Raw genomic sequence first — 22163 nt, 5'->3', positions numbered from 1 at the left:
ACGAGGCGACGTGGCACTCACCGACACCCCGGGCCGCCCCAGTGAGGAGGGCGGCGCGGGACTCCTCTCCCGCCTCTTCATCCGGTGGCCGGCGCCCCTGGTGAAGGCGGGGTTGCAGCGCCGGCTCACCGCGGCCGACACGCTGACGCCGCCGTCGTACGACCACCTCGAACGCGTCGCACCGCGCTTCGAGGAGGCCTACGCGGAGCGCAGCGACCGGCCGGACGGGCTGCGCGGGGCGCTGTACCGGACCTACCGGCGGCGTTTCTGGGCCGCGGCTCTGATCTTCCTCGCCTACCAGACCTGCGCCACCCTCGGGCCGCTGCTGGTGCGCGAGCTGATCCAGTGGTTCGAGCAGGGCCGGCGCGACGCCATGGTCCAGGGGCTGCTCGTCGCCGCCTGCCTGGGCGCCTTCCACCTCGTGGACTCCCTGGCGCACAAGCACCAGTGGTCCGAGGCGTGGAAGTCCGCCCACTCCGTCAACGCGCTGCTGCGCGACCAGGTGCTGCGCAAGTACCTGCGCATGGACCGCGGGGCCCGCGCCGGCCATCCCGCCGGTGAGGTGATCACCCTGGTCGCCTCCGACTCGATGCGTATCGGACGGCTCGGGTTTGTGCACATGGCGTGGGCCGTGCCGCTCGGCATCGCCGGTTCCAGCGTGATCCTGTGCGTGCTGCTGGGCTGGGCCGGTCTGGTCGGGATCGCCGTCCTGATCGCGGGGCTCGCCCTGTCGCACGTCGCCAACGAGCGGGTCTACGCGCTGGTGCCGAGGATCCGGGACGCCAACGGCGTACGGATCGGCCTGGTCGGTGAGTTCCTCGCCGCGATGCGCACCCTGCGCGCGCACGGCTGGGAGGACGTCGCGGAGCGGGCGGTGACCCGGGAGCGGTCGGTGCTGGGCGAACTGCTGGTGCGCCGGCAGAAGCGGCTCGCGACGCTCTACCTGGTCAACGCGGCCGTACCGGTGCTGATGGTCAGCATCACCCTGATCACCTATGTGGCCCTCGGCCATGAACTGCGCGCGGCCGATGTGTTCTCCGCCGTCGCCGTGCTCACCGTGCTGCGTTCCCAGCTGCCCGAGCTGGTGCGCTACCTCGACATGCGCAACGAGTGGCGGGTCGCCCTCGGCCGGATGACCGCCTTCCTCACGGCACCGGACACCGCTCCGGCACCGGCCGCCACGGCACCCGAGGGCGGCGTCGAGCTGTCCGGCGCGGCCTTCGCCTGGCCGGCCTCCGAGCCGGCCGAACCCTGTCTGAGCGAGGTCGATCTGCGGATCGCCCCCGGTGAACTGGTGTGTGTCCTCGGCCGCGTCGGCAGCGGCAAGTCCGCGCTGCTCGCCGCGCTCGCCGGGACGATGCGGCCGGTCGCCGGGACCGCCGACGTGTCCGGCAGCGTGGTGTACCTGCCGCAGAAGGCCTGGATCATGCAGGGCACGGTCGCCGAGAACATCCGCTGCTTCTCGCCGCACGACCCCGAGCGGTACGCCGCCGTGGTGCGGGCCACCGCACTGGAGGCCGACCTGGCCGCCATGCCGAGGGGCGACGCCACGGTGATCGGCGAACGCGGCACCAACCTCTCCGGCGGCCAGCGCCAGCGCATCGCCCTCGCCCGCGCCGCCTACGAGGACGCCGACCTCTACCTCGTCGACGACCCGACCAGCGCCGTCGACGACTCGGTGGCCGGCGTGGTCCTGGACCAGCTGATCTCCGGCGTCCTCGCCGACCGCACCCGGATCGTCGTCACGCACCGGCTCGACTTCGCGCGCCGCGCCGACCGCGTCATCGTGGTGGAGGCGGGACGGGTGGTCGCGGCGGGCCCGTTCGACGAGGTGGCCGCCGGAATGCCGGAACTGCTGCCCGCCATCACCGAGGCCGCCCACGCCCACGACACACCCGACGCGGAGGACAGCGGCCCGGACGTCGAGCAGACCCAGGACGCCGTGGCCGAGGCCGAGCCGGCCATCCGGGGTGGCAAGGTGCTCGCCGACACCTACCGCGGCTATCTGCGGGTGCTGACCCCCGGTGTGCTGCTCGTGGCGCTGATCGCGCTGGCCGTCCTCGGCCAGAGCGCGCTGGGCGCCACCTCCTTCTGGCTCGGCCTGTGGACCGAACGGGCGGGCGAGGACACCCTGTTGTACGCCGGTGTCTTCGCCGGAATCGGCCTGCTCACCCTGTGGCTGGACCGCGGCCTGTTCAGCTTCGGCTTCTCCCGCGGCGTCAGGGCCGGGCAGACCCTGCACAAGGGGATGCTGCAGAAGGTGCTGCACGCGCCCGTGTCCTTCTTCGACAAGAACCCCTCCGGGCGGGTGCTCAGCCGGTTCTCGGCGGACACCGAGACGATCGACCTCGAACTGCCCGAATACACCATGGACACGCTCAAGATCGCCGTGGGCATGGTGATCCCGCTCCTCGCACTCAGCGTCACCAGCCCCGTCACCCTGGTCTTCACCCCGCTGGTGCTGCTGCTCTACGTACGCTGGCAGCGCCGTACCCGCTCCAGCACCGTCGAGTCGTCACGGCTGGCGAAGCAGGCCAGGGAGCCCGTGCTCTCCCTGATCGCCGAGGCCGTCGACGGGGTGACCACGATCGAGGGCCGCCCGGCACGCGTGCGGGGCTACGAGGCCGCCTTCCGCGAGCGGGTCCGCACCGCGCACTACGCCGATTACACCGTCAACTCCCTGTCCCGCTACTTCAATCTGCGCCTCGACCTGGTCGGCGCGGCGGTGCTGTTCGGGTTCGCCGCGCTGCTGGTCGTCCAGGGCGGGGTCGGCGCGGGCACCGTCGGTGTCGGCATCAGTTTCGTGTACACGCTGATCGAGACGCTCGCCATGAGCCTGATGACCGTACAGACCATGGACCTGGCGCTCGCCAGCTTCGAACGCGTCGACGAGTACACCCGGCTGCCCACCGAACCCACGGCCGGCGAGGCCGCCCCCGAGGGCTGGCCCGGCACCGGCGACGTTCGCTTCGAGGACGTCACCCTGCGCTACGAGGACGGCGGCCCGGCCGCCCTGGACGCCATCTCCTTCCACGCCCCCGCCGGGGAGAAGGTCGGCATCGTCGGCCGCACCGGCAGCGGCAAGTCCAGCCTCTTCGCCGCGCTGTTGCGCTTCGTCGACATCGAGAAGGGCCGCATCCTCGTGGACGGCGTGGACCTGGCCACCCTGCGGCTGACGGACCTGCGCTCCGCGATCGCCGTGGTGCCCCAGGACCCGGTGCTGCTGCCGGGCACCCTGCGCGAGAACCTCGACCCCTACGGGGCCTTCCCGGACGCCGACGTCGAGGCGGTCCTGGACAAGGTCGGCCTGGCCGAACGGCTCCGCCGGCTCCCGGACGGGCTCGGCCACACTGTGTCCGGCGGCGGGGCCCGGCTCAGTGCCGGAGAACGCCAACTGCTGTGTCTGGCAAGGGCGTTGCTGCATCAGGCGCGGATCGTGCTGATCGACGAGGCGACCTCGAACCTCGACGCCGAGACCGACGCGCGTATCCAGCGCATCCTCGCCGGCGAACTGGCCGAGACGACCGTGCTCACCATCGCGCACCGCCGGGACACCCTGGCGGACGCCGACCGGGTGGTCGCCCTCGACGCGGGGCGCGTGACGGAGGTGGCGACGGCGACCCACGCCGCCGCCCTCATGGGGGAGAGCGTGCGATGACCCACGACACCGAGCCACTGGCACCGGAACTCGTGACCGACCGGGCCCGTCCCGCCCACCCGGGACAGACCGTGGAGGCCCTCCAGATCCGGCTCGACGCCGCGACCGTACGGCGGCTCACCGAGGTGAGCCGCAGCCGTGAACTCCCCGTGGCCACCACCCTCGTCACCGTGTTCCAGCTGCTGCTGGGCCGCTACACCGACGCCAAGGACGTCTGCGTCGGCTCGGGCGAACTGGCCCTGCGCGGCCACTGGGACGACGACGCGGACCTCGCCACCCTGGTGCGCCGCGTCGAGGAGATCCCGTCGACACGGCCGCTCCGCGTCCTGTGCGGCACCAGCGGCACGCCGGCGGGCCCATTCGACCTGGCCCTCACCTGGGACGCGACCCCGACGGACGCCGGTGAACTGAACGGCACGCTCGCCTACGACCCCGAGCTGTTCGACCGGGCCACCGTCGAGCGGATGGCGGAGCACTTCACGACCCTGCTCACCTCCGCGCTCACCACCCCCACGGCCCCCGTCTCACGGCTCGTGCACACCACCCCCGCCGAGCGCGCCCTGCTCGCCGACTGGGGGACCGAAGGCCGCACGGCCCGTGTCGAGCACGTCATGGAGGCGTTCCACGCCCGCGCCGAGGCCACCCCCGAGGCGCCGGCGCTCTCCTTCGACGACGGGACGCTGACCTACGCCGAACTCCGGGACCGTGCCGAGCAGTTGGCGCGTGCCCTCGTCGAGCGCGGCGTCGAGCCGGAGAGCGTCGTCGGGCTGGCCATGGAGCAGTCGGCGTCCCTCGTCGTCGCGATGCTCGCGGTGCTCGAAGCGGGTGCCGTGTATCTGCCGCTCGATCTGGGGCACCCCGAGGCACGGCTGGCCCACATGCTGCGGGACAGCGGCGCCCGCCTGGTGCTGGCCGACCGCGAGGTGGGCTTCGCGGGCGAGGTGCCGGTGCTGCGGGCGCGGGACCTGGCGCCTGGCTCCCCGGACACACCGCTGCCCGCCGTGCACCCGGAGCAACGGGCCTGTGTGCTGTACACATCGGGGTCCACCGGACTCCCCAAGGGCGTCCAGACCACCCATGGCGGGATCGTGCGCCTCGTGTGCGACGCGGCCTATCTCGGCTTCGGCGCCGACGACGTCGTGGGCCAGGCGGCGAACATCGCCTTCGACGCGGCGTCGCTGGAGGTCTGGGGGGCGCTGGTGAACGGCGCCCTGCTCGTGGCGGTCCCCAAGGACGACGTCCTGGCACCCGAATCGCTCCGGGCGCGTATCGAAACCCGCGGTGTGACCGCGATGTTCCTCACCACCGCCCTGTTCCACCAGTGCGCGGACGCCGCCCCGGACATGTTCGCGTCCATGCGGACCCTCTTCGTCGGGGGCGAACCGGCCGACGCACGGCGCTTGGCCGCCGTACGGCGCGCCACACCCGGCCTGCGCCTGGTCAACGCCTACGGCCCCACCGAGGGCACCACCTTCGCCAGCACCCACGACCCGGTGGACCCCGAGCACGACGCGGTCCGCGTCCCCATCGGCCGGCCCATCGCCGAGACCCGCATGTACGTCCTCGACGCGTCCGGCCGCGAGACCGGCATCGGCGTCCCCGGCGAGCTCTATCTGGCCGGTCCCGGTCTGGCCCGCGGCTACGTCGGACGGCCCGACCTGACGGCGGAGCGCTTCGTGCCGAGCCCCTTCGGCACGGGCGAGCGCCTCTACCGCACGGGAGATGTGGCGCGCTGGCGCCAGGACGGTGTGCTGGAGTGCCTCGGCCGGGCCGACTCACAGGTGAAGATCCGCGGCGTCCGTATCGAGCCGGAGGAGATCGCGAGCATCCTCACGGCCGCCCCCGGGGTGCGCGCCGCCGTGGCCGCCGTACGCGGAACCGACGACACCAAGCGGCTGGTGGCCTATGTCGTCACCGGCGACGGGCGGCCCGCACGGCCCCGGGACCTGCGGGCCCACCTCGCCGCACGGCTGCCCGAGCCGATGGTGCCGACCTGGTACGTCACCCTCCCCGAACTGCCCCTCACCCCCAGCGGCAAGGTGGACCTGCGCGCCCTGCCCGACCCCTCGGGCGAACACGGCGTCCAGGCCGCGGCCCGGGTGGCGCCCAGCGGGCCGCGGCAGGAGCTCATCGCCCGGATCTGGGAGGACCTGCTCGCCGTCCGCGACATCGGCGCCCACGACGACTTCTTCGCCCTCGGCGGCCACTCCCTCCTCGCCGGGCGGGCGGCGTCCCGCATCGAGGCGGAACTCGGCGTACGGGCCCGGGTACGGGACCTGTTCGAGGCGCCGACCGTCGAGCGGCTCGCGGCCCGGCTGGCCACCGCGCCCGGCACCCGGGCGTATCCGCCGCTGGTGCCGGCGGGTCCGGGGCCGCACCGGCTGTCGTACGCCCAGCAGCGCCTGTGGTTCCTCGACCGGCTCGTCCCGGGCGGCGCGCTCTACAACGTTCCGCTGATCCTGTCCCTGCGCGGGCCCCTCGACGTGACGGCGCTCGCCGGGGCCGTACGGAATCTGGCGGCCCGGCACGCGCCGCTGCGCACCCGGCTGGTCGCGGACGGCGGCGGGGAGCCGCGGCAGGTGATCGACGCGGACGTGGACGTACGTCTCGACATCGAGGACCTCACCGGGCGTGAACACGCCGTCGCCGAGGCCGCCGAGCGCGAGGCACGGCGGGCGTTCGACCTCGAACGGGGGCCGCTGCTGCGGGCCCGGCTGCTCCGGCTGGCCGACGACCACTCCGAGCTGCTGCTGACCCTGCATCACGCCGCCTCCGACGGCTGGTCCGTGGGCGTCCTGTTGCGGGACCTGGGCGCCCTGTACGCCGCGGGCGGCGACGGCGCACCGCTGCCGCCGCTCACCGTCGAGTACGCCGACCACGCCGAGTGGCAGCGCCGGTTCCTCGACGGCGGGGCCCGCGAGAAGCAGCTCGCCTACTGGAGGGAGCGCCTCCACGGGGCGCCGCCCGCCCTGGACCTGCCGACGGACCGGCCCCGGCCCGCCGCGCCCCGGTACATGGGCGAGGTGCTGCCGCTGAGCCTGCCCGCGCCGCTCGCCGAGCGGCTCGCCGAGGTGAGCCGCGCCCATGGCGTGACCCCGTTCATGATGCTGCTCGCGGCCTTCCAGCTGCTGCTCGGCCGGTACGCGGGCGTCAAGGACGTCAGCGTCGGCTCACCGGTCTCCGGGCGCACCCACCCCGAGCTGGAGGAGCTCATCGGCTTCTTCGTCAACACCCTCGTCCTGCGCACCCGCTGGGACGACGAACCGACCTTCGCCGAACTCCTTGAGCGGGTCCGGGAGACCACGCTGGGTGCCCAGGAGCACCAGGACGTGCCCTTCGAGCAGATCGTGGAGGCCCTGCGGCCGCCCCGCGATCCCGGCCGGTCACCGCTGTTCCAGGTCATGCTCTCCCAGCAGAACATCCCGGAGACCGCGAGCGGCTGGCCGGATCTGTCGGTGACGGTGCGGGAGACCCCCGCGGGCATCGCCAAGTTCGACCTCACCGTCGCCTGGGACGAGACGCCCCTGGCCTCCGGGGAGCTGCGCGGCCATGTGGAGTACGACGTCGACCTGTTCGACCGGACCACCGTCGAGCGGATGACGCGGCACTATCTGCGCCTGCTGGAGTCCGCCCTGGCCGACCCCGGCTCGCGGGTGTCGGCGCTGCCGATGCTCGACGCCCACGAACTCGGCCGCCCGGCGGCCGCCGCGGCCCCGGAGGCGGCCACCCTGCACGGATGGGTCGCTGCCGCCGCCGCACGCCGGCCGGAGGCAGCCGCGCTCAGACAGGGCGAACTGACCCTGAACTACGCCGAGTTGGAGGCACGCTCCGACGCCGTGTGCCGGCAGCTCGGGGCGCGGGGCGTGCGGCCCGGCGACACCGTCGTCGTCGCCATGGAGCGCTCCCTGGCCTGGCCGGCCGCGCTGCTCGGCATCCTGAAGGCGGGCGCGGCCTACGTCCCGATGGACGCGCGTGCTCCACGCGAACGGTTCACGCACGTCCTCGCCGACGCGGGCGCCGTCCTGGTCCTCGGCTCGCGCACGACGCCCGTGCCGCCCTGCGGCGAGGTGCCCTTCGCCGCGGTCGAGGACGCCTTCGAGGCTCCGTCCGCGGCGGCCGGGGAGCCGTACGAGGTGCATCCCGCCGCCCCCGCGTACATCCTCTACACCTCCGGTACGACGGGCCGGCCCAAGGGCGTCCGGGTCAGCCACGCCAATCTGGTGCACACCCTCGGCGCGGTCGCCGACCGGTACGAACTCGGCGGTGACGACCGGGTCCTGCAGTTCGCGTCGCTCACCTTCGACGTGGCGGCCGAGGAGCTGTTCGCCACCCTGGTGCGCGGCGGCTGTGTCGTCCTGCCCCCCGCCGGACCGGTGCCGGGGATCGGCGAACTGATGGCGCTGGCCCGGCGCGAGCGGCTGTCGGTGCTCAACCTGCCGGCGTCGTACTGGCACGAGTGGGTGTCCGTGCTGGACCGTCACCCGGCGTCCGGGTGCCCGGCGCTGCGGCTGGTCGTCGTCGGCAGCGAGCGGGTCGACGCAGGCAAGCTCGCCGTCTGGCGGGCCGCGGTGCCTCCCGGCATCCGCTGGCTGAACGCCTACGGCCCGACCGAGACGACCATCACGGCCACCGTCCACGAGCCCGCCGACGCCGAACCCGGCGGCACCGTGCCGATCGGCCGCCCGCTGCCCGGCGTCCGCGCCCATGTCCTGGACGCGGCCCTCATGCCCGTGCCGCCCGGAGTCCCCGGCGAGCTGTACCTCGCGGGGCCCGGCGTCTCACAGGGCTACGTCGGCGACCCGGCCCGCACCGCCGCCCGCTTCCTGCCCGACCCCTGGGGCGGGCCGGGGGAGCGCATGTACGCCACCGGGGACCGGGCCCGACGCACCCCGGACGGGGTGCTGGAGTTCCTCGGCCGGGACGACGACCAGGTCAAGCTGCGCGGCTTCCGCATCGAACTCGGCGAGATCGAGGCCGCGCTCGCCGCGCATCCCCGGGTGCGCGACGCGGCGGTGCTGCTGCGCGAGGACACCCCCGGACAGCCGGCGCTCGTCGGCTACGCGGCCCTCGCCGAACCCGTGCCCACCGAGGAGCTGCGGGCCCATCTGGCCGACCGGGTGCCGCCGTACATGGTCCCGACCGCGATCGTCGTACTCGACCAACTGCCGCGCGGCGAACGCGGGAAGACCGACCGGCGGGCCCTTCCGGCTCCCGCCGCCCCGGCCCCCGAGGCCGTGCGCGGCGCCTTCGCGGGCGAGACCGAGCGGCTGGTCGCCGCGGTGTGGCGCGAGGTGCTCGCCACGGACCACGTGGGCGCCGACGACAACTTCTTCGAGATCGGCGGCCACTCGCTGCTGATCGTGCGCGTGCAGTCCCGGCTGGCCGAGTCGCTCGGCCGCCAGGTGCCGGTCGTGGAGCTGTTCCGCCACCCGACCGTGCGCACCCTCGCCCGGCATCTGGCCGGCGGCGAGGAGCCCGGCGGCCCCGGCGGGGCCCGGGGGCACCGCAGGGCCGAGGCGCGCAGACGGCACCAGGGCGCGCGCGTGCCGCGCCGGCGGACCGGAGACATTCGAGAGGCAGGAGAGACACAGTGACCACCGAGAACACCGAGTTCGCCGACGACGGGCTGCCCGCGGGCGCCGTGGCCGTCGTCGGGATGTCCCTGCGGGTCCCCGGGGCCCGCACCCTGGACGACTTCTGGCGCAATCTGCGCGACGGCGTGGAGTCCATCCGGACCTTCACCGACGAGGAACTCCTCGCCGCCGGGCTCACCCCCGGGGAACTGGACCGGCCCGGCCTCGTCAAGGCGTTCGGCGCGCTGGACGACATCGCCGGCTTCGACGCCGCCTTCTTCGGCTTCTCGCCCCGCGAGGCACAGCTCCTCGACCCGCAGCACCGCGTCTTCCTGGAGTGCGCGTGGGAGGCGCTGGAGCACGCCGGCTGTCCGGGCGACGGGGACGACACGGTGACCGGCGTGTACGCCGGGGTGGGGGAGAGCTCCTATCTGCTGCGCAACCTGCTCGCCCAGGACGGCCTGGTGGAGCGGATCGGCGCGTTCCAGACCTCGCTCGGCAACGACAAGGACTTCATGCCGACCCGGGTGTCGTACAAGCTGAACCTGCGCGGCCCCAGCGTCAGTGTGCAGACCGGCTGCTCGACCTCGCTGGTCGCCGTCCACATGGCCTGCCAGGCCCTCGCCGGCGGGGAGTGCGATGTCGCGCTGGCCGGCGGTGCGACCGTCGTCGCCGACCAGGACCGGGGCTACCGGTACGAGGAGGGCGGCGTCGTCTCGCCCGACGGGCACTGCCGGGCCTTCGACGTGGGGGCCTCGGGCGCGGTGCCGGCCAGCGGCGCCGGCGTGGTCGTGCTCAAGCGCCTGGAGGACGCGCTCGCCGACGGCGATGTGATCCACGCGGTGATCCGCGGGTCGGCGATCAACAACGACGGTGCCCGCAAGGTCGGCTTCACCGCCCCGAGCGTCGACGGACAGGCCGATGTCATCACCGAGGCGCTGGACGTGTCCGGGACCGACCCGGCGACGGTCTCCTACGTCGAGGCCCACGGCACCGGCACCCCCCTCGGCGACCCCATCGAGGTGACCGCCCTCAACAGCGCGTTCGCCGGGACCGGCGCGGGCGACCGCTGCGCCCTGGGCTCGGTGAAGACCAACATCGGCCACCTGGACACCGCGGCCGGCGTGGTCGGTCTGATCAAGACGGTGCTCGCGCTGAAGGCCCGCGAACTCCCGCCGACCCTGCACCACACCGCTCCCTCTCCCCGACTCGGCCTGGACGAGGGCCCGTTCCACGTCAACGCCGAACTGACGCCCTGGCGGGGGGAGACGCTGCGGGCCGGCGTCAGCTCCTTCGGCATCGGCGGCACCAACGCCCACGTCGTGCTGGAGGAGGCGCCGAAGCGACCCGCGGCCACCGGCGGGAGCGGGCCGCGGCTGCTGCCGCTGTCGGCGGCGACCCCGACCGCCCTGGACACCGTCGCCGCGAACCTCGCCGCCCATCTGCGGGCCCATCCAGACGAACGGCTCGACGAGGTCGCGCACACCCTGCAGAGCGGGCGCCGGGCGCTGCCGTACCGCCGCTTCGTCGTGACCGGGGACACCGAGGAGGCCGCGTCCGCCCTGCTGCCGGGGCCCGGCACGCGCGTCACCGAAACCGACCGGTCGACCGTCTTCGCGTTCTCCGGGCAGGGCACCCAGCGCATCGGCATGGGCCGCGCCCTGTACGAGCACGAGCCGGTGTTCCGCGCGGAGGTCGACCACGCCGCCGAGATCCTGCTGCCGTTCCTCGGCCGGGACATCCGCGAGCTGCTGTACCCGGCCGAAGACCGGCGCGACGCCGCGCTCACGGCCATCAGCAGCACCCGGTACGCCCAACCCGCCCTGTTCGTCGTCGAGTTCGCCCTGGCCAAGCTGTGGATGTCCTGGGGTGTGAAGCCCACGGCCATGCTGGGGCACAGCCTCGGTGAGCTGGTCGCCGCCTGCCTCGCGGGCGTGATGGCACCGCGGGACGCCCTGCGGCTGGTCGCCGAGCGCGGCCGGCTGATGCAGGAGGCGGCGCCGGGCGCGATGGCGGCCGTGCCGCTGCCGGAGGCGGAGATCGTGGCGCTGCTCACCGGTGAGCTGGCGCTGGCGGCCGTCAACGGGCCGCGCGAGTGCGTGGTTTCGGGACCGGCCGCCGCGATCGAGGCCTTCGAGGCGCTGCTCGCCGAGCGCGAGGTCACGGTGAAGCGGCTGCGGACCTCGCACGCCTTCCACTCCACGATGATGGACGCCGCGGCCACCGCCTTCGAGGCCGCCGTCGCCGGTGTCCGGCTCGCACCTCCGGCCGTCCCCGTCGCGTCGAACGTGACCGGCACCTGGCTCACCGACAGGCAGGCCACCAGCCCCCGGTACTGGGCCCGTCAGCTGCTGTCCGCCGTCCGCTTCGACGACTGTCTGCGCACCGTCCGCGAATGCGACGCCGTTCTGCTGGAGATCGGCCCGGGCCAGGTCCTCACCGGTCTCGCCCGTGCCGCCACCGAGGGCCGCGGCGCCGTCGCCTCCCTGCCCACGGCCGCCGAGGACGGGGACGCGCGGCGCGAGATGCTGGCCGCAGCGGGCGAACTGTGGTGCCAGGGCGTCGCCATCGACTGGCCGACGCTGCCCGGCGACACCCCCGCGCGCCGCACCGTGCTGCCGACGTACCCCTTCGAGCACGGCCGCCACTGGGTCGACGCCCCGCACGGCGACACCCCGGCGCGCACCGTCTCGCCGGACGGGCTGAGAGTGCGCGGCTTCCGCCGGTCCGCCCCCGTGGCCCCGAGCCCTGTCAGCGGAAGCTGGCTAGTCGTCACGGACGGGCCGTGCGGAGTGCTGAACGGCCTGGTGGAGCAACTGCGCGCCGGGAACCGGGAGGTGACGGCGGTACCGGCCGCCGCCCTGGCCACCCCGGACGACCGCACCCGTCTCCTCGCCGGGGAGGAACACCTCGCGGGCGTGGTCCACGGCGGGCTCCTGGACGGCGGCACCGAGGCCCTGGGCACGCTGGACGCCCTGTGCGAGGAGCTCGCCGAGCGGGGCACCCGCGTGGTCGCCGTCGCCTCCGGCGCCCTCGACGTCACCGGCGAGGAGGAACTCGCCCCGGCCAAGGCGGCGTCGACGGCCTGGGCGACAGCCGGGCGACCGGGTACGCGGAACCTGCTCGACATCACCCCGCCGACCACACCCCGCGCCCTGCGACGGCTCACCACCGCGCTGCACTCCGAAGTCACCGGCCCGGGACGCGAGCCCGTGGTCGCCCTGCGCGGCACCCACCGCTTCGTACCCGAGCTGCACCCCCTGCACCCGGCCACCGGCACCGACCGGCACCGCGACGCCCACTACACCGTCCTCGGCGACGAGGCGCACGGCGAGGCGTTCCACCGGGCGCTGACCCGGGCCGGGGCCACCGTCACCCGCTCGCCCGGCGGCTCGGCCACCGTGCTGGTGGTGCTCGACGGCACCGTCCCGCAGGACGGGGCGCTCGCCACGCTGGCCGAGGCCGCGGCGCTCGTCGAGGGCGCGCCCGCCGGCGCCGTGCGCGGCTGCGAGGCGCACATCATCGGCGACGCGCCGACCGTGTCCGCCCTGGAGGCCCAGGCCGCCCTGCTCGCCCGGGAGTCCGGCACGCCCTGGACGACCTTCGCCTGGCCGGACGCCGGGTCCGCCGCCGTCGAGGCCGCCGCGGTCCGCGTCGTGGGCTCCGCGTCCGGTGACTGCCATGCCGTGGTCACCCTGAGCGAGGAGCCCGAGGCCGAGGCAGGGGTCCCCGAGGCCGCCGACGGGGAGCCGCGCTACGCCGACGACACCGAGCGCCAGGTCGCCGCCGTCCTCTCCGACCTCCTCGGCATCCCGGGCGTCGAGGCCACCGCCAACTTCTTCCAGCTCGGCGGCCACTCCCTGCTCGCCGCCCAGGTCGTCACCCGGATCCGACGGGCCTGCGGCGTCGAACTGCCCCTGCGCACCTTCGTCGCCGACCCGACCGTCCGCGGCATCGCCGCCGCCGTCCGCGCGTCCCGCACCGACGACACCGCCGCCGAGGCGCTGCCCGTCGTCGTCCCCGACCCGGACCACGCCCACGAGCCCTTCCCGCTGACCGACGTCCAGCAGGCGTACCTGGTGGGCCGCACCGGGGTCTTCGAACTCGGCAACGTCGGCATGCACGCCTACGAGGAGTTCGACGTCGCCGGCCTGGACCTGCCCCGGATGCAGCGGGCCTTCCGCAGGCTGATCCAGCGGCACGGAATGCTCCGGGCCGTCGTCCACCAGCACGGGGAGCAGGAGATCCTCGCCGAGGTCCCCGACTACGTCATCGAGACCGGGGACCTGCGCGAACTGCCCGAGGACGCCGCGCGCGCCGCGCTCGAAGCGACCCGCGAGGCCATGTCGCACCAGGTCTTCACGCCCGAGCAATGGCCCCTGTTCGAACTGCGCGCCACCGTCATGCCCGGCGACGTCGGCCGGCTGCACCTGAGCGTGGACGGACTGCTCACCGACGCCTGGGCCTACAACCTGCTGATGCGAGAGCTGGCCCATCTGTACGCCGACCCGGGCGCCGAACTGCCCGAACTCGAACTCTCCTTCCGTGACTACGTACTGGCCGAGCAGAGCCTGGAGACCACCGACCGCTTCCGCCGCGCCGAGCGCTACTGGCAGGAGCGCATACCGGACCTGGCCCTCGCCCCCGACCTCCCGCTCGCCCGCGACCCGCGCACCGTCGACGTCCCGCGCTTCGCCCGCACCGCCGGTGAACTGCCCCGCGAGCAGTGGGCGGCGGTGAAGTCGGCCGCCTCCGAGCGCGGCATCACCCCGACGGCCCTGCTGCTCGCGGCGTACGGCGAAGCCCTGGGCACCTGGTCGAAGAACCGCCGCTTCACCCTCAACCTGCCGCTGGCCAACCGGCTCCCGCTGCACCCCGAGGTCGACGCGATCATCGGCGACTTCACCTCCCTGACGCTGCTGGAGCTGGACACCACGGCCCCGGTCCCGTTCGCGGAGCGCGCGGCGGCCGTGCGCGACCGGCTGGTGACCGACCTCGACCACCGGCTGTTCAGCGGTGTGCGGGTGCTGCGCGAGATGAAGAAGGTGCGCGGCGAGTCGGCGGCGGCCATGCCCGCGGTGTTCACCAGCCTGCTGGCCAACGACACCGAGGAGGGCCAGCTCGGCGAGGTCGCGTACAGCATCTCGCAGACCCCGCAGGTCTGGATCGACGCCCAGGTGTACGAGTCGGACGGCGCCCTGGTGCTGGACATCGACGCCGTCGAGGAGCTGTTCCCCGAGGGCATGGTGGCCGCGATCCACGAGGCGACGCTGCGTCTGCTGCGCACGCTCGCCGAGGACGAGGCCGGCTGGAGCCGACCCGCGCCGCTGCTCGTGCCTGGGGCCGAACTGGCCGCGCAGGCGGAGTACAACCGCACCGAGGGGCCCGTGCCGTCCGGGCTGCTGCACGAGCCGTTCTTCGCACAGGCCGCCCGCACCCCCGACCGGACCGCCGTCATCACGCCGCAGCGCGTCCTGAGCTACGGCGAACTCGCCGCCCGCGCCCAGGACATCGCCGCCCGCCTCACCGAGCCCGCCGTGGGCCCGAACGACCTGGTCGCCGTCGTCATGGAGAAGGGCTGGGAGCAGTCCGCCGCCGTCCTCGGCATCCTGGCCGCGGGCGCCGCGTATCTGCCGATCGACCCCGAACTGCCCGACGAGCGGATCCGTTTCCTCCTCGACCACGGCCGGGCACGCGCCGTCCTCACCCAGGCACGCGTGGCCGCCGCGGGCGAGAACAGGTTCGCCGGAGTGAGCACCTTGCTCCACGTGGACGAGCTGCCCTACGACCCCGACGCCACGGCCCTGCCCCTGCCCGCGACCGCCACCACGCCCCGGGACCTTGCCTACGTCATCTTCACCTCGGGCTCCACCGGGCTGCCCAAGGGCGTCATGATCGACCACCGGGGCGCCCTCAACACCGTCGTCGACATCAACGAGCGGTTCTCCGTGGGCGCCGACGACCGGGTCCTGGCGCTGTCCTCGCTCAGCTTCGACCTGTCGGTCTACGACGTGTTCGGCCCGCTAGCCGTCGGCGGCGCGCTCGTCGTCCCGGACGCCGGCGCGCACCGCGACCCGGCGGCCTGGCTCGAACTCGTGAACAAGGCCGAGGTCACGCTGTGGAACTCGGTGCCCGCGCTGATGGAGCTGTTCGTCGAGCACATGAGCGTGAAGGAGATCACCGGCAGCCCGCTGCGCACCGTCATGCTCAGCGGCGACTGGATCCCGGTCACCCTCCCCGACCGCATCCGCCGCACCCTGGGTTCCCCCGAGGTCATCAGCCTCGGCGGGGCGACCGAGGCGTCGATCTGGTCGATCCTGTACCCGATCGGCGAGGTCCCCGAGGACTGGGCGAGCATCCCGTACGGCAGGCCGATGCGTAACCAGACCTTCCATGTGCTGGATGAGGCGCTGCGGCCCCGGCCCACGAACGTGCCGGGCCAGCTGTACATCGGCGGGATCGGGCTGGCCTGCGGCTATCTGCGGGACGAGACGAAGACGAACGCGAGCTTCATCGTCCACCCGGAGACCGGGCAGCGGCTCTACCGCACCGGTGACCTCGGGCGCTTCCTGCCCGGCGGGGAGATCGAGTTCCTCGGCCGGGAGGACTTCCAGGTCAAGGTGCAGGGCTATCGCATCGAGCTCGGCGAGATCGAGGCCGCGCTGATGCAGCACCCGGGTGTGCGGGCCGCGGTGGTCGTCGTCCAGGGGGAGCCCCGCGGGGCGAAGCGGCTGATCGCGTTCGTCGTCCCGCAGGAGGGCGGGAAGGTGCCCGAGGACGTCATCGAGTTCCTCGGCGCCAAGCTGCCCGCGTACATGGTGCCCGGCATCTACCTCGAACTCGACTCCCTGCCGCTCACCGCGAACGGGAAGGTCGACCGGCGGGCACTCGTCGTCCCCGAGGACCTCAGCGACGACGACGCGCCCCGGCACGAGGCACCGGGCACCCCGATCGAGCAGACCGTGGCGGACGTCTGGGCGAGCATGCTGGGCGTCGAACGCGTCGGGCTGCACGACAACTTCTTCGCCCTGGGCGGCGATTCGCTCCTCGCGATGCGCTCGGTGATCCGGCTGCGCAAGGAACTCGACGTCGAGGTCCCGATCCGCGCCCTGTTCGACAGCCCGACCCTGCGGGACGTCGCCGCGGTCGTCGAGGACCAGATCCTCGCCGAGCTGGAGGACATGTCGGAGGAGGAGGCCGAGGCCATGCTCTCGACCTGAGCCCCCGGGGGCAGTGGCGCGCGGCCCGCGTCCCACCCCACCCACTCCCTCCGCCTGTCATCCAGCCCCTCGGCCCACCGAGCAATGGACCCCGGAGTCCCACACGTGAACGCAACCGCAGTACCGAAAGCCATACAGCCCGGCGTACGCGCCGGTGGCTGGATCGTCGCGCCGGCCCGGCGGACACCGCCCGCCCTACGGCTGTTCTGTCTGCCGTACGCCGCGGGCGCCGCCTCGGTCTACACCGGCTGGTCCGGCGCGCTCGGCGAGCACATCGAGGTGTGCCCGGTCGAGTACCCCGGCCGGCAGACCCGCTGGCGGGAGAGCCCGCACGCCCGCCTCGCCCCGCTGGTCGACGAGCTCGCCTCCGCGCTGGAAGGCGAACTCGACGTCCCCTACGCCCTGTTCGGCCACAGCATGGGCTCGCTCGTCGCCTTCGAGCTGGCCCGCGAACTGCGCCGGCGCGGCGCGGGCGAACCCCATGCCCTGTTCGTCTCCGGCGGCCGGGCACCCCGGCTGCGCCACGAGCAGCCCCGCACCCACGACCAGCCGGACGCGTTCGTCGTCGACCGGCTGCGCCGACTGGGCGGGCTGCCCGGCGAGGTCTGCGACGAGCCGGAGCTCCTCGAACTGCTCATGCCGGCCATCCGCGCGGACTTCGCGGTCTGCGAGACCTACGAATACCGCGCCGAGCCCCTCTTGACCTGCCCGGTCGTGGCCTTCGCCGGGACCGAGGACCCCGAGGTGCCGGCCGCGCGCATGGCGCCCTGGGCCGAGGAGACCACCGGCCCCTTCGTCCGGTACGAGCTGCCCGGCGACCACTTCTTCCTGCGCCCCTCGCGGACCCCGCTGCTGGACACGGTTCGCGCGGCGCTGACCCCCTGCCCGACTTCGTACACCCGACAGGAGCACCGATGAGCGCCTACAAGGTCGTGCTCAACGACGAGGAGCAGTACTCGATCTGGCCCCTGCTGCGCGACAACCCGCCCGGCTGGCGCGACGAGGGCACCCGCGGCACGCGCGAGGAGTGCCTCGACCGCATCGAGGCCGTGTGGACGGACATGCGCCCGCTCGGCGTCCGACGCCGCGCCTCCGCCCTCGTGGCGTGAGCGCACCCGCCGCCCCCACCGCCTCCGCAGCGAACACGAAAGGTCAGCGAACCTCCGACATGAACCACAGGACCCTCGCCCAGGAACGCGTCGGACCACCAGGTCCCCCCGCCATACCGGCCGCACCCGTCGTCGTCGAGACCTCCCCCCTGACCGTCCTGCAGACCGGCATGGTCTTCCACCAGGAACTCGACCCGCACGGCCTGCCCTACCACCACGTCCACAGCCACCTGGTCCGGGCGCCCCTCGACACGGCCCTGCTGCACCGCGCCGTCCAGGACGTGACGAGGCGGCACCCGGTGCTGCGCACGCGCTTCGACCTCGTCGACCACGAGGAGCCCCTGCAGCTCGTCCACGAGGACGTCGAACTGCCCCTGTCGTGCGAGGACCTGCGCGGCGTCACCGGGGACAAGCAGCTGAAGGTGCTGCGTGAGCTGGCCGAGGCGGAGCGGGTGCGGCCGTTCGATGTGACGTGTCCGCCGCTGGTGCGGCTGTTCGCGCACCGGCTCACCGACGACACCTTCCGGCTGACGCAGACCGACCATCACGCGCTGCTCGACGGTCCGAGCCGCACCCTGTTCCGCACCGAGGTCGTGGACCGCTACCGGCGTCTCCTCGACGACCCGGGCACGCCCGAGGACCCGGCGCCCACCACCGCGTTCCGTGAGTTCGTCGCCCTCGAACGGCGCACTGCCGTCTCCGAGGAGGTGCAGCGCTTCTGGGCCGACGCCCTCGCCGGCTGCGAGCCCTGCACCCTGCCGCACCGCCCCGACGAGCGGGCCACCGCACCTCACGGCACCGTCGAGTGCGAGATCCCCGGGGAGACCGCCGACCGCCTGCGCACCCTGGCCGACCGGCTCCAGGTCCCCCTGCGCAGCGTCCTGCTGGCGGCGCACGCCAAGGCCGTCGGCCTCGCCACCGGCCGCCACGACATCGTCACCGGCGTCGTCAGCGACGGCCGCCTCGAAGGCGCGGCCGGTGCCGGGGCGCTCGGCATGCACCTCAATGTCACCCCCCTGCGCGTTGACCTGACCGGTTCCGGCTGGGGCGAGCTGGTGCGGCAGGTGCACGACACCGACGCGGCGGCCCGGCCGTACCGGCGCTATCCGCTGGCCGTGGTCCAGTGGGACGTGGACGACGGTGAACTCTTCGACCATGTCGTGGACTTCGCCGACGCGGACCCGGACCTCGCACTGCGGGTCGCCCCGACCAGCCGCACCCTGTCGACCACGTTCCTGCACACCGCGGACGGCGGCCTGCGGCTGCGCCTCGACCACACCACGAGCCGCCTGGGCCAGGACCGGGCCGAGGACATCCGCGACGCCTACCTGAAGGTCCTCGCGGCGCTCCCCGACGCCGAGGAACGGCACGAGCACCTGTGCCCGCTGACCGAGTCCGCGTACCACCTGATGCTGAAGGAGTGGAACGGCCCCGCCCGCCCCTACCCGGTGGACCGGTGTGTGCACGAGCTGTTCGAGGAGCAGGTGCGCCGGGTCCCCGACGCCCTCGCGGTCACCGACGGCACGGTCGAGCTCAGCTACGCCGAACTCAACCGGCGCGCCAACCGGATCGCCCGCCGGCTGCGGCAGCAGGGCGCGGGCCCGGAGAGCGTCGTCGCCGTCCTCGCGGGGCGCGGCACGGAACTCGTCGTCCTGCTGCTGGCCGTACTCAAGTCCGGTGCCGCCTATCTGCCGCTGGAACCGCAGTACCCGGCCGAGCGCCTGCGCTATCTGCTGGAGGACTCCGGCGCCCGGCTGGTGCTGGCCCAGGAGCGGTTCACGGCACGCGTGCCCGAGGGGCCGTGGACGGTGTGGGAGACCGCGACGCTGGCCGAGGAGTCGGCCGGCCTGCCTGACACGGACCTCGGCCGCACCAGCGCTCCGGACAACCTGATGTACGTCATCTACACCTCGGGCTCCACCGGAAAGCCCAAGGGCGTACTGGTGCCGCACTTCGGCGTCGTCAACTACCTGGGCTGGTGCGGCGAGGGCTATGCGGCGCGCGGCTCCGGCGGGGCGCCCGTGTTCTCCTCCATCGCCTTCGACATGATCGTGCCCAACCTGTACACCCCGCTGGTCACCGGTGAGCGGCTGTGCATGCTGGACGACTCGCTGGACTCGGTGGCCCTCGCGGACCGGCTCGACGAGCTGGCCCCGTTCACCTTCATCAAGATGACCCCGGGCCATCTCGACCTGCTCGACCAGCTGCTGCCGCCCGAGCGTGCCCGCAGGCTCGCCACCACGCTCGCGGTGGGCGCCGACACCTTCCCGACCCGGATCCTGGACTCCTGGCGGCGCAAGGACACCGACAGCGTCATCCTCAACGAGTACGGCCCCACCGAGGCCTCCGTCGGCAACACCGTCCACATCGTCGACGGACCCGTCACCACCGAGCAGGTGCCGATCGGCCGGGCCATCCCCAACACCACCATGTATGTGCTGGACCACGCCCTGAATCCGGTTCCACTGGGTGTCAGCGGTGAGCTCTACATCGGCGGCGACTGCGTCGTCCGCGGCTACGCGGGCCGGGCCCGGCTGACCGCCGACCGCTTCGTGCCCGACCCGTTCAGCGAGGTCCCCGGCGCCCGGATGTACCGGACCGGCGACCTGGGCCGCTGGCTGCCCGGCGGCTCCCTGGAGTTCCTCGGCCGCGACGACGACCAGCTGAAGGTGAACGGCTACCGAGTCGAACTCGGCGAGATCGAGGCCGCCCTGGTCGCGCACCCGGCGGTCAAGCAGTCCGTCGCCGCGGTGATCGGCAAGGACCGCAAGACCCCGCGCCTGGTCGGCTACTACATCGCCGACGAGGAGATCCCCGAGCGGGACCTGCTCGCCCACCTCGCCGAGCGGCTGCCCGCCTACATGCTGCCCGGCATCATGACCCGGATCGACACCCTGCCCCTCAACGCCAACGGCAAGGTCGACCGCAAGGCCCTGCCCACCCCGAGGGCCCTCACCGAGGCCGCCTACGACGACCGTGCGGTGCCGCGCGGTGAACGGGAACGGACGATCGCCGCCGTCTGGCAGGACCTGCTCTATGTCGAACAGGTCTGGCGCACCGACGACTTCACGGCCCTCGGCGGCAACTCGCTGCTGGCCGTGCAACTGGTCTTCCGGCTCAGGTTCCAGGGCCTCGAAGTGAGCCTCGCCGACGTCCTGCGCCCGCTGCCGCTCGCCGATCTCGCGGCGGCCGCGACCCCGATCCGGCCCGGCGGCGCAGCCGATGAACCCGCCGGACCCGACAACTCCGACAGCTACGACGGCTTCGACAGAGATGGGATGCGATGAGCACCAACCTGGTTGCCCCCGCGAGCACCCTCGACCAGCCGGCCCTCTCGGTCGACGCGGCACGGCTGCTGGACCGGGTCGAGCGGTTCGCCGAGATAGGACGCAACGACGCCGGAGGCATCGACCGCGAGGGATTCAGCGACGCGGACATCGAGGCACGGGCCGAACTGGTCCGCGAGGCCGAGGCCGCCGGCCTCACCGCCCGGATCGACGCCGCCGGGAACGTCATCGTGCGCAGGCCCGAACGGGCCGGCTGTACCGAGCGGCCGACGCTGATGATCGGGTCGCACCTCGACACCGTGGTCAACGGCGGCCGCCTCGACGGAACCTACGGGGTGCTCGCGGCGCTGGAGGTCCTCCAGACCGTGTCGGAGGCGGGCGTCGAACCGGCCCATGAGCTGGTGGCCGTCGCCTTCGCCAACGAGGAGGGGGCCCGCTTCGCCCAGCCCTTCTGGGGCTCGAAGGTCCTGGTGGGCCGGCTGGCCGAGCTGCCCGACGAGCCGCTGGCCCATGACGGCTCGCCCCTGCGGGAGCCGCTCGCCCGGCTCGGCGGCGACCTCGACGCGCTCGACAGCGCCGTGTGGCCGCAGGGCTCCGTCGCCGCCTATCTCGAACTCCATGTGGAGCAGGGCCCGGTGCTGGAGCGCAGCGGTGACCGCATCGGTGTGGTCACCGGCATCACCGGGCGCACCGTGCTGACCGTGACCGTGCGCGGCGAGGCGGGACACGCCGGGACCACGCCGATGGAGCTGCGGTGCGATCCGCTGACCGGTGCGGCGCGCATCCTGCTGGCGGTCGAAGGGCTGGCCAAGGAGCAGCAGCTGTGCCGGGTGGCGACCGTCGGCCGGCTCGACATCCGCCCGAACTCGCCCAACACCATCGCCCAGGAAGTGCAGCTGACGGTCGATCTGCGGGACGGCAACCCGGTCCGCCTCGGCCTGGCCGAGCAGGCGGTGCGCAATCTCCTGGACACCGTCGCCCAGGAACGCGGGCTGGAGATCGAGGTGGCGGTCAGCACCAGGACCGAACCGGCGCAGGCCGACCGTGTGCTGCGCGACGCCATCGCCGACAGCTCGGCCGAACTCGGCCACCCGTACCAGCTGCTGCCCAGCGGGGCCGGGCATGACGCGCAGGTCATGGCGGGCATCGCCCCGATCGGCATGATCTTCGTGCCCAGCATCGGCGGGGTGAGCCATGTGCCGGAGGAGGACACCGCGCAGAGCGATCTCGTCGCCGGCGCCGATGTGCTGCTGCGTACCGCGCTGCGCCTGTGACCGGCCTGTTCCCCGCGGCGGACCCCTCACCTTCCAGGAGAA

Annotated in this window: 7 protein-coding genes; all 7 read left to right on the top strand. The window is 73.6% G+C overall.

The annotated features are described in order from the left end of the window. Window positions 1-10: 10 nt before the first annotated feature. Complete coding sequence (locus tag IE325_RS08225; protein WP_190069049.1) at window positions 11-3658, top strand: ATP-binding cassette domain-containing protein; 3648 nt, start codon at window positions 11-13, stop codon at window positions 3656-3658. Next, window positions 3655-9252 carry a non-ribosomal peptide synthetase gene (locus IE325_RS08220; protein ID WP_190069048.1) on the top strand — a complete coding sequence of 1866 codons (5598 nt, stop codon included), beginning with the start codon at window positions 3655-3657 and terminating at the stop codon, window positions 9250-9252. Before IE325_RS08225 ends, IE325_RS08220 begins: the two co-directional genes overlap by 4 nt. Then, window positions 9249-16451 (top strand): hybrid non-ribosomal peptide synthetase/type I polyketide synthase, encoded by a 7203-nt coding sequence (locus tag IE325_RS08215; RefSeq protein ID WP_190069047.1) that lies wholly within the window; start codon window positions 9249-9251, stop codon window positions 16449-16451. Before IE325_RS08220 ends, IE325_RS08215 begins: the two co-directional genes overlap by 4 nt. Window positions 16452-16556: 105 nt before the next feature. Beyond that, window positions 16557-17369 carry a thioesterase II family protein gene (locus IE325_RS08210; RefSeq protein ID WP_190069046.1) on the top strand — a complete coding sequence of 271 codons (813 nt, stop codon included), beginning with the start codon at window positions 16557-16559 and terminating at the stop codon, window positions 17367-17369. Continuing rightward, on the top strand, window positions 17366-17560 hold the full coding sequence (locus tag IE325_RS08205) for an MbtH family protein (protein ID WP_190069045.1): 195 nt from the start codon (window positions 17366-17368) through the stop codon (window positions 17558-17560). The genes IE325_RS08210 and IE325_RS08205 overlap by 4 nt, the downstream gene beginning before the upstream one ends. A 59-nt stretch (window positions 17561-17619) precedes the next feature. Continuing rightward, entirely contained in the window at window positions 17620-20847 is a 3228-nt protein-coding gene (locus IE325_RS08200; protein WP_190069044.1) for a non-ribosomal peptide synthetase, read from the top strand. After that, a complete protein-coding gene (locus tag IE325_RS08195) occupies window positions 20844-22121 on the top strand; it encodes a Zn-dependent hydrolase (protein WP_190069043.1) in 1278 nt (425 codons plus the stop codon). The genes IE325_RS08200 and IE325_RS08195 overlap by 4 nt, the downstream gene beginning before the upstream one ends. The last annotated feature ends 42 nt before the right edge of the window (window positions 22122-22163 follow it).

It is taken from the genome of Streptomyces lanatus (assembly GCF_014655715.1).
Classification (GTDB): domain Bacteria; phylum Actinomycetota; class Actinomycetes; order Streptomycetales; family Streptomycetaceae; genus Streptomyces; species Streptomyces lanatus.
The sequence above is the reverse complement of the archived record's forward strand: the minus strand, read 5'-3'. Positions and strand labels throughout refer to the sequence as shown.